The 8633-nt window shown below is 67.9% G+C and carries 7 protein-coding genes; 2 read left to right on the plus strand and 5 right to left on the minus strand.

The window, feature by feature from the left end:
• Window positions 1-53 precede the first annotated feature (53 nt).
• From AC5Y3P_RS15870 to AC5Y3P_RS15890, 5 genes are read right to left on the minus strand one after another with little or no spacing between them, the layout of a single operon-like run.
• On the minus strand, window positions 54-1535 hold the full coding sequence (locus AC5Y3P_RS15870) for an acyl-CoA synthetase (protein ID WP_500046875.1): 1482 nt from the start codon (window positions 1533-1535) through the stop codon (window positions 54-56).
• Window positions 1520-2305: an SDR family NAD(P)-dependent oxidoreductase gene (locus AC5Y3P_RS15875; protein ID WP_500046876.1), complete on the minus strand. Its 786-nt coding sequence runs from the start codon at window positions 2303-2305 to the stop codon at window positions 1520-1522. The genes AC5Y3P_RS15870 and AC5Y3P_RS15875 overlap by 16 nt, the downstream gene beginning before the upstream one ends.
• Entirely contained in the window at window positions 2296-3861 is a 1566-nt protein-coding gene (locus tag AC5Y3P_RS15880; protein ID WP_500046877.1) for an AMP-binding protein, read from the minus strand. The genes AC5Y3P_RS15875 and AC5Y3P_RS15880 overlap by 10 nt, the downstream gene beginning before the upstream one ends.
• 8 nt (window positions 3862-3869) lie before the next feature.
• Window positions 3870-4610 carry a GntR family transcriptional regulator gene (locus AC5Y3P_RS15885; RefSeq protein WP_500046878.1) on the minus strand — a complete coding sequence of 247 codons (741 nt, stop codon included), beginning with the start codon at window positions 4608-4610 and terminating at the stop codon, window positions 3870-3872.
• A 5-nt stretch (window positions 4611-4615) separates the two neighbouring features.
• Complete coding sequence (locus tag AC5Y3P_RS15890; RefSeq protein WP_500046879.1) at window positions 4616-6217, minus strand: SMP-30/gluconolactonase/LRE family protein; 1602 nt, start codon at window positions 6215-6217, stop codon at window positions 4616-4618.
• A 165-nt stretch (window positions 6218-6382) separates the two neighbouring features.
• On the opposite strand from AC5Y3P_RS15890, the gene AC5Y3P_RS15895 reads away from it, so the two are divergent.
• On the plus strand, window positions 6383-7240 hold the full coding sequence (locus AC5Y3P_RS15895; protein ID WP_500046880.1) for an SDR family NAD(P)-dependent oxidoreductase: 858 nt from the start codon (window positions 6383-6385) through the stop codon (window positions 7238-7240).
• A gap of 16 nt (window positions 7241-7256) precedes the next feature.
• The coding region (locus AC5Y3P_RS15900) for an aromatic ring-hydroxylating oxygenase subunit alpha (RefSeq protein ID WP_500046881.1) at window positions 7257-8633 on the plus strand (1377 nt) is incomplete at its 3' end.

Here is an 8633-nt window from a genome sequence, read left to right on the forward strand (position 1 = left end):
GCCGCGTGAGCGGGACGGAGACGAAAGAGCGGCAATCGAAACACCATTTAGCCTCAGCTCAACTGGGCGCGCAGTTCCCGCTTGAGTACCTTGCCGTAGCTGCTCTTGGGCAGCTCGTCGACGAACACGTACCGTTTCGGGCGTTTGAACCGCGCTATCCGGTCCAGCAGGTGCGCATCCAGTTCGGCCGGGGTCGCCGTGCCCACCACGAAAGCCACCACCACCTCGCCCCATTCGGGATCCGGCGCGCCGACCACGCAGGCCTCGACGACACCGGGATGGTGCATCAGAATCTCTTCGACCTCACGCGGATAGATGTTGGACCCCCCGCTGATCACCACGTCCTTGGAGCGGTCCCGCAGCGTCAGAAAGCCGCGTTCGTCGAACGAACCCAGGTCGCCGGTATGTAGCCATCCGTCGGCCAGCGTGGTCGCGGTGGCCTCGGGATTGTTCCAGTAGCCGGACATGACGACGTCTCCGCGGCAGACGATTTCCCCGATTTCGTTGACCCCGGCGATGGTGCCGTCCGGACGCCACACCGCCACCTCCACGCCGGAGCGCGGATAGCCGACCGATCCCAGCACCGCCTCGTCGGCGTCCACATGGTCCGTGCGCCGCAGCCCGGTGATCGTCATCGGCGCCTCGCCTTGTCCGTAGAGCTGCACCAGCACCGGACCGAACACCGCCAACGCGGCCCGCAGGCTTTCGACGTACATCGGGCCGCCGCCGTAGACGATGGTCTTCAGGTTGGCCGGCTTACGACGCCCGGTGGCCACCAATCTCTGCACCATGGTGGGTGCCAGGAACGCGCTGCTGCCCGGGTGATGTTCGCACAGATCGAGGAACTCCTCGGCATCGAATCCGTTGGACTGCGGAATCACCTGCCGGGCCGCGCGCAGCACGTACGGCGGGATGTACAGGCCGGAACCGTGCGACATCGGCGCGCCGTGCAGCAGCGCGCAATCCTGGTCGGGATCGTCGAAATCGGCCAGGTGGGCAACGGTCATCGCCATCAGGTTGCGGTGCGAGAGCATCGCGCCCTTGGAGCGCCCGGTGGTGCCGCTGGTGTAGAACAACCAGGCCAGCTCGCTCGACTCGACGTCCAGCGGGCCGGCGGGTTCGGTTTCGAACCGCACGGCATAAGAGTTGGATTCGAACGTGGTCACCCCGACCGAGATCAGCGGTGTCAGTCCCGCGGCGATCTTGGCAGACGCGAACACCTCGGAAACGCCGGAATCATCGAGGATGTCCGCCATTTCGCGGGGGTGCAGCTTGAAGTTCAGCGGGACGAACACACAGCCGGCAGCCCAGATACCGAACATCGTCTCGATGATCTCGGCCCGGTTCGCGCTGGCCACGGCGATCCGCGCGCCGGTGCCGTAGGACCGGCGGATCGAGGCACCCAGGCGCAGCGCGCGCTCACGCAGCTGGGACCAGGTCGCCACTTGGCGCTGACCGACGTACACCGCACCGCGGTCCGGAAACCGGGCGGCGGCCTGCTCGAGCACGGTGAAGATGTTCACCGAGCCACCCATTCTGCTGACATCGCGAACTCCGACAGGTACTTCGTCGAGCTCCAGCCACCGTCGACGACGATGGTCTGGCCGTTGATGAAACTGCCGCCGGGCGAGCACAGGAACGCCACCGTGCTGGCGATGTCGTCGATCTGGCCCAGCCGGGTGTGCGGCGTCATCTCGGTCTGCATCTTGCGGAAACCCGGATCTTCCAACCGGTGCTCGACCATCGGGGTGACCGTTACCCCCGGCGCCACCGCATTGCACCGGATCCCTTGCGGCCCATACTGAGCCGCGATGTGGGTGGTCAACGCCGTGAGCCCGCCCTTGGCCGCCGAGTAGGCACCACCGCGCAGCCCGCCGACCACCGCGAACGTGGACGTGATGTTGATGATCGCCGATCCGGTGCCCATGTGTGGCAGCACGTCACGGGCCAACCGGAACGGCGCCCGCAGCATCAAACCCAAGAAATAGTCCAGGGTTTCGTCATCGGTTTCATGCAGCGGCTTGGGGCTGCCGACACCGGCGTTGTTGATCAGGAAGTCGATGTGGCCCCAGCGTTCGACGGTGGCGTCGACCACCCGGGCTGGACCGTCGTCGGCGGTCAGGTCGACCGCCACGGTGGCGACCCGCTGCGGATCGCCGGTGGCCGCGGTCACCGCTGCGGTCAACTCGGCCAACCGCGTTTCGTCGCGGCCGGTGCCCAGCACCGCCATCCCAGCCTCGGCGAGCTTGACCGCGCACCCGAAGCCGATCCCGCTGCTGGCCCCAGTGACCACCGCTACCTGCATGCTTGCCTCTCCATCAGGGTCGCCCGGATCTGATGCTTGAGTACCTTGCCGGCATCATTCTTCGGGAGGCCATCCCAAATCTCCACCTGTTCGGGAACTTTGAACTTCGCCACGCCGTGCCGGCCCAGCGCAGCGCGCAGATCCGGCACGGTCGGCGGAGGGTGCCCGTCGGCGACCACGATCACCGCGCAGGCGCGTTCGCCGGTGCGGTCATCCGGTAGGCCCACCACCGCGATCTCGGCGATGGCCGGCTCGGTGACCAGCAGGTCCTCGATCTCCTTGGGGGCGATGTTCTCGCCGTTGCGGATGATCAGATCCTTGGACCGCCCGGTGACCACCAAATAGTCACCGTCGACCCAGGCGCCCAGATCGCCGGTGCGGAAGAAGCCGTCGTCGTCGATCCCCGCAGCGGTGTCGGCGTCGTGCAGATAGCCCAGCATCATCTGCGGCCCGCGCGCCCGGATCTCGCCGTCGACCAACCTGATCTCGGCGATCCCGGGCCGGCCGTCGGTCTCGGCGGCATGCGCGACGTCGCCGGCAGCGGTGGAGCCCACGGTGGTCACCGGCACTTCGGTGGACCCGTACACCCGGGACACCACAGCCGATGCGAAGTACTCGGTGGCAGCGCGGATCAACGACGGGGGCACCGAGGCGCCGCCGCAGATGAACACCTTCAGATCCGGCAGCCGGGTACCGGCCGCTTCGGCGGCGGCCAGCAGGTTGGTGAGAAACGGTGTGGCACCGGCCATGTGGGTGCAGCGCTGATCTCTCATCAACGCGACTGCGGCCTCGGCGTCCCAGTGCTCCATCAACGTCGCGGTGCTGCCGAGCAGAAGCGGGCATTCGAAGGCGTAGATCGAGCCGCCGATGTGTGCGATCGGCGAGGGCACCAGGAACCGGTCACCGGCCTCGACGCGCCAGTGCCGGCCGATCTGGCGGATCAGCGCGTGCAACGAATTATGGCTGTGCAAAACGCCTTTGGCGCGACCGGTGGTGCCCGAGGTGTACATGATCATCCGGACCGCGTCGGCGTCGAGGTCCGGTAGTGGTGCCGGTGAGGCATCGGCCAGCAGGCGCGGGTACGGGGTGTGTTGGTCACCGCGGACCACCACCACCTCCGGTGGATCGGTCAGCCGGCCGGTCACCCGGGTCAACATCTCGGCGTAGTCGTGGCCGCGGAACTGCTGCGGGATGAAGATCATCCGGCTGTCCACGTCGTCGAGGATGAACTCCAGCTCCCGATCGCGCAGCGAGGGCAGGATCGGGTTGACCACCATCCCGGCCAGCGTGGCACCCAGGTAAATCACCGCAGCCTCATGCCAATTCGGCAACATGAATGACACCACGCTGCCGACCGGCATCCGGGCCAGCAGGGCCTGCGCCATGGTGCCGGCCTGCTGGTGCAGTGCGGCGGCGTCGAGGTGGGTGTCGCCGTCGATCAGCAGCACCCGACCCGGTTCGGTAGCAGCGGCTTCACGCAACGCATCAGCCAGCGTGGTGTCGACCCACAGGCCGTCCGCGCGGGCCGCGGTGGACAGATCAGCGCTCGGTGGCATCAGCGGTATCAGCCCTTCACCCGGCGCAGGGTCATCGAATAGCGGTACCGCGACGCCGGATGGGTGTTGATCGTGACCTGCGCGGTCTCGCCGTCCGAGGTGGTGTAGGTGCGTCGCACTTCCAGCGCGGCGGTGCCCGGATCGACGTCCAGGCGCGCGGCCAGGTCGGTGCGCATCAGCACCGCGGTGATCTCCTGGTGCACTTCCACGATGCTGCGCCCGAACATGTCCTCGATCAGCGGGAACACCGGTCCGTTGTGCCGGTGCAGGATTCGGCCCACGGAAGCGAAGGCCCGGTTGATGTAGTACTCGGTGAAACACACCGGGTTGGGTGCACCCTCGACCTGGCGGTATCCGCCGACGGCCAGCCATTCCTCACCCACCGGCAAGCCGGTGCGCTCGGCCAGCGCGGCGTCGACGGTGAGCATCTTGTTGGCGCCGATGACGAACTGGGCTCCGGTGGCAAACGCCATCAGATCGTCGATCGACATCACGTCCTGCGCGTAGGAACTGGTGGAGGTGCGCGGGACCACCAGGGTGCCGGCCCTCGGGCGCGACGAGATCAAGTTGTCCTCGCGCAGCCGGCGCAGCGCTTCCCGCACGGTGTAGCGGCTGACCGAGAACCGTTCGCACAGTTCATGTTCGGTGGGCAGCTGGGCACCCACCGGATAGACGCCGTCGACGATGTCCTGCCGCAGCGCGCGGGCGACCTGCAGATATCGGGGGTCGGCGGCCCGGACTTCGGTCATGGCGATCAGGCGGTCGGACGCAACGCCAACACGGAGCCGTCGGCGTCGGCGGAGATGTAGAGGGTGCCGTCGGCGCCCGCGGCGATCCCGGCGAACGGGCCCTGCGGTCCGGAGAACGGCGGCATGCCCAGCAGCGGTTTGGGCGTCACGCCGGCCGGCGGACCGACCGGCAAGTCGGAGGCAATGGTGCGCCGGGTGCCGTCGGACAGATCGACTTCGACCACCGACTTGGCGCCCGCGTCGACGATGAAGAGTCGGCCCGCGCGCACCAGCAGCCCCTGCGGTTGCCCCAGCCCGTGGACCAGCGTTTCGGCCGTCCCGCCGGAGATGCGCAGCACCCGGCCCGCGCCGGACTCGGCCACCAGCACCGCGCCGTCGCTGTCCAGCGCCACCCCGACCGGCAGCTGCAGGTCGCCGGCGAGCACCTCGGTGCCGCCGGCCCGGATGGCCAGCACCCGTCCGGTGCCCTGCTCGGCGACGACGGCGGCGCCGTCGGGCGCCAGCGCCACACCGTAGAGCTGGTCCAATCCGCTTGCCAGCACCTCGGTTTCGCTACTCGCCGGCCGGTACCGCGCGACGTCGCCGTTGGCCGTGGTGACCACGAACTCTCCCGGGCCGGACGGTGTCAGGCCGCGCAGGAAGCCCGGGTAGCCGGGGGTGAACAGCATGCCGGCGATCTCTCGGCTGCCGTCGGCGGCCAACCGGTAGAAGAAGGTGCCGTCGGCGATGTAGAGCGAACCGTCGGCGCCCACCGCGAGATCCAGCGGCCAGTTCAGCCCGCCGGGCAGCGCCGCGCGGGTGCTGCCGTCGGGGGCGATCTCGGTGATCTCGCCGGTGAAGTTGGAGACGTAGAGCCGCCCGCCGGCGAAGGTGCAGTTGTCCAGGCCGGGGGACAGTTGCGCCAACACCTGCTGGTCGCCGGTGCGCGGGTCGATGCGCAGCACCTGACCGCTGAACACCTGGGTGGAGACGATGAACCCGTCGGCGTCGAACTTGACCGAGTCCGGCACCCCGAGGCCGGCGGCCACCCGCTGCGGTTCCCCGCCACCGTCGACGTCGATGCGCCAGATCTCGTTGGCATCCATCACCGGGAAGTACAGCAGCCCGTCGGGGCCGAACTCCATGGCGTTGGGCGACGGCAGGTTCTCCAGGATCACCCGGGGCGCGGCGCCGTCGAGGCTCAATTCGAGCAATCGACCGCCGGCGCGGCATTCCCCGATGAACAGTCGACCGTTGTGCGTGGTGATGCCGTTGGCCGAGGGCACGTCGTCGCGCAGCACGCGGGACTGGCCGTTCTCCAGCACGCTGACCCGGCCGTTCATCACCTCGGTGGCGATCAGCCGGCCGGCGTCGTCGAAGGCCACGTCATCGGGTGCGACGATGCCGCCACCCTTGGGGCTGATCGTCTCGACCTCGCCGGTGCCGGGGTCCAGCGCGCTGATCTGACTGCCGGTGACCTGGGCGATGTAGACCCGCCCGTCCGGTCCGGTGCGCAGACCATTGGCACCGAACACCCGGCTGGGCGGGGTCAGGCGCTGCAAACTCCAACCGGAGGCTGCGGTTGGCGGCTGTGCTGCGGCATAACGGGTCTTGGATCCGGCGGTCACGAAACCGGACACTATCAATCCGAATTGGTCCAGACAATAGTGAGCGACAGTTTCGAATCTCGGCCTTGACGTGGCAGCTCTCAGTGGAGAAGGATGTTCTCCGATGAGTGCACAGTCATTTCTTGTCCGGACAATTAACTTCCGGCGCGGGGAGTACTAGTCAACGTGGACCAGGATCTGTTGGGTTTGGCCGGCCGCGTGGTGATCGTGTCCGGCGCCGGCGGCGGCGGCATCGGCACCACGGTGACCGAGCAGGTGGCCCGGGCCGGAGCGCGGGTGATCGCGGTGAGCCGGTCCGCGGAGAACCTCGATCGGCACATCGGGCCGTTGCTGGCTGCGGGTTTGCCGATCACCCCGGTGGCGGCGGACGCCTCGACCGACGACGGCGTCGCCACTGCGCTGGCGGCCGCCCGCGCGGCCGACGGCGAACTCTACGGTCTGGTCAACATCGCCGGCGGCGCCGCACCGGATACCTGGATGCCATGCACCCGGGTGTCGCGCGCCGACTGGCGGGCGCTGTTCACCCAGAACCTGGAGACCATGTTCTTCATGAGCCAGGCGGTGGCCGCCGAACTGCGCGAACGCGAACTGCCGGGCTCGATCGTGTCGGTGTCCTCGATCAGCGGGATGAACACCGCGCCCCTGCACATCGGCTACGGCACCGCCAAGGCCGCCGTCGTCGCGGCCACCCGCACCATGGCCGTCGAACTGGCCGCGGCCGGCATCCGGGTCAACGCCGTCGCACCCGGGGTGACCGAGACGCCGGCGTCGGGAACCTATGTCGACGAGGATCCGGACCGGGACCGGCGCGCCATCGCGATGGGCCGCCGCGGCCGGCCCGCCGAGCAGGCCGGTGCCATCGTCTTCCTGCTTTCGGAGCTGTCGAGTTACGTCACCGGCCAAACGCTGCTGGTCGACGGGGGATTGAACTTGCGGTGGACGCACCTGGGTGCCGACAACACATCGCTGTTCCTGAAGGACGAGTCCTTCCGTGCTGCCATCACCAGCTGGGAGGCCCCGTGACCGAACGGAGGATCACATGACCGACACCGACCGCGCACTCGATGATCTGATCGACGCCGCCGAGCCGCTGGCCGAGCCGATGACCATCCCGGTGGATGCCTACATCTCGCCGGAATACGCACGCGCCGAACGAGATCGGCTGTGGCGCAAGGTATGGCTGCAGGTGGGCCGCATCGAGGAACTCCCCGAGATCGGCAGCTACATCACCTACGAGGTCCTCGACGACTCGATCATCGTGGTGCGCACCGCCGACGGTACGTCGGGCGAGAGCTTCACCGCGCATCACAACGTGTGCATGCACCGCGGCCGCAAGTTGATCGACACCCCGCCGGGGGCCAAGAATGCGCTGGGCCGGGCCCGCAAGTCCTTCGTGTGCGGATTCCACGGCTGGACTTACGGTTTGGACGGCGCCTGCACGCACATCCGCGAGCAGGACGACTGGAAGGGCGCGCTGACCCCGGCCAACACGCACCTGGCCCCGGTCAAGGTGGACACCTGGGGCGGCTGGCTGTGGATCAACATGGACCCGGAGTCCGAGTCGTTGGCCGACTACCTGTTCCCGGCCGCCAAGATCCTGGATCCGTTCGGGCTGGAGAACATGCGCTGCAAGTGGCGCAAATGGCTGCACTTCGACTGCAACTGGAAGGTCGCCCTCGAGGCGTTCAACGAGACCTACCACGTCTACACCACGCACCCGGAGTTCAACCAGTTCGGCGAGTTCAAGGGCTGGGCCAAGGCCCAAGGCAAGCACTCCAACATCGGCTACGACGCCCCCAAGGACATGGAGGAGACCCAGTCCAAGATCCGCCTGGGCACCGGCGATCCGCGCATCTCGACCGCCGAGATGCAGGTGTACACCATGGAGGAGACCAACGCGACCACCACGCAGACGCTGGTCAACGCTGCGCTGCGACTGGTCGACGAACTGCCCGAGGGCACGCCGGCCGACAAGGTGCTCGAGCACTGGCTGGCCTCGGCGCGCGCCGATGACGCCAAACGCGGCGTGATCTGGCCGACCATCCCGCCGGAGATCCTGGGCCAGAGCGGCACCGCCTGGCAGATCTTCCCGAACTTCCAGATCGGTCAGGGCTTGACCAGCGCGCTGTGCTACTCGGCGCGTCCCGATCCGGGCTACAACCCGGACAAGTGCATTTTCGAGGTGTCGGTCTTCGAGCTGTACCCGAAGGGTGAAGAGCCCGAGACGGTTTGGGAATACACCCCGCCGGACAGCCCGAACTGGCGCTCGGTGCTGCCGCAGGACTTCTCCAACATGGCCGCGGTGCAACAGGGCATGAAGTCGGCGGGCTTCCCCGGCACCAAGCCCAACCCGTACCGCGAACGCAGCACCGTCAACCTGCACCACCAACTGTCCAAGTACATGGGCACCGGAGAG

The sequence above is a fragment of the Mycobacterium sp. NGS45 genome (assembly GCF_059812645.1).

Excerpts from the sequence above, each read along its gene's own strand:
- AC5Y3P_RS15870 (WP_500046875.1), bottom strand. The coding sequence starts at position 1,535 with ATGGGTGGCTCGGTGAACATCTTCACCGTGCTCGAGCAGGCCGCCGCC.
- AC5Y3P_RS15880 (WP_500046877.1), bottom strand. The coding sequence starts at position 3,861 with ATGCCACCGAGCGCTGATCTGTCCACCGCGGCCCGCGCGGACGGCCTG.
- AC5Y3P_RS15875 (WP_500046876.1), bottom strand. The coding sequence starts at position 2,305 with ATGCAGGTAGCGGTGGTCACTGGGGCCAGCAGCGGGATCGGCTTCGGG.
- AC5Y3P_RS15885 (WP_500046878.1), bottom strand. The coding sequence starts at position 4,610 with ATGACCGAAGTCCGGGCCGCCGACCCCCGATATCTGCAGGTCGCCCGC.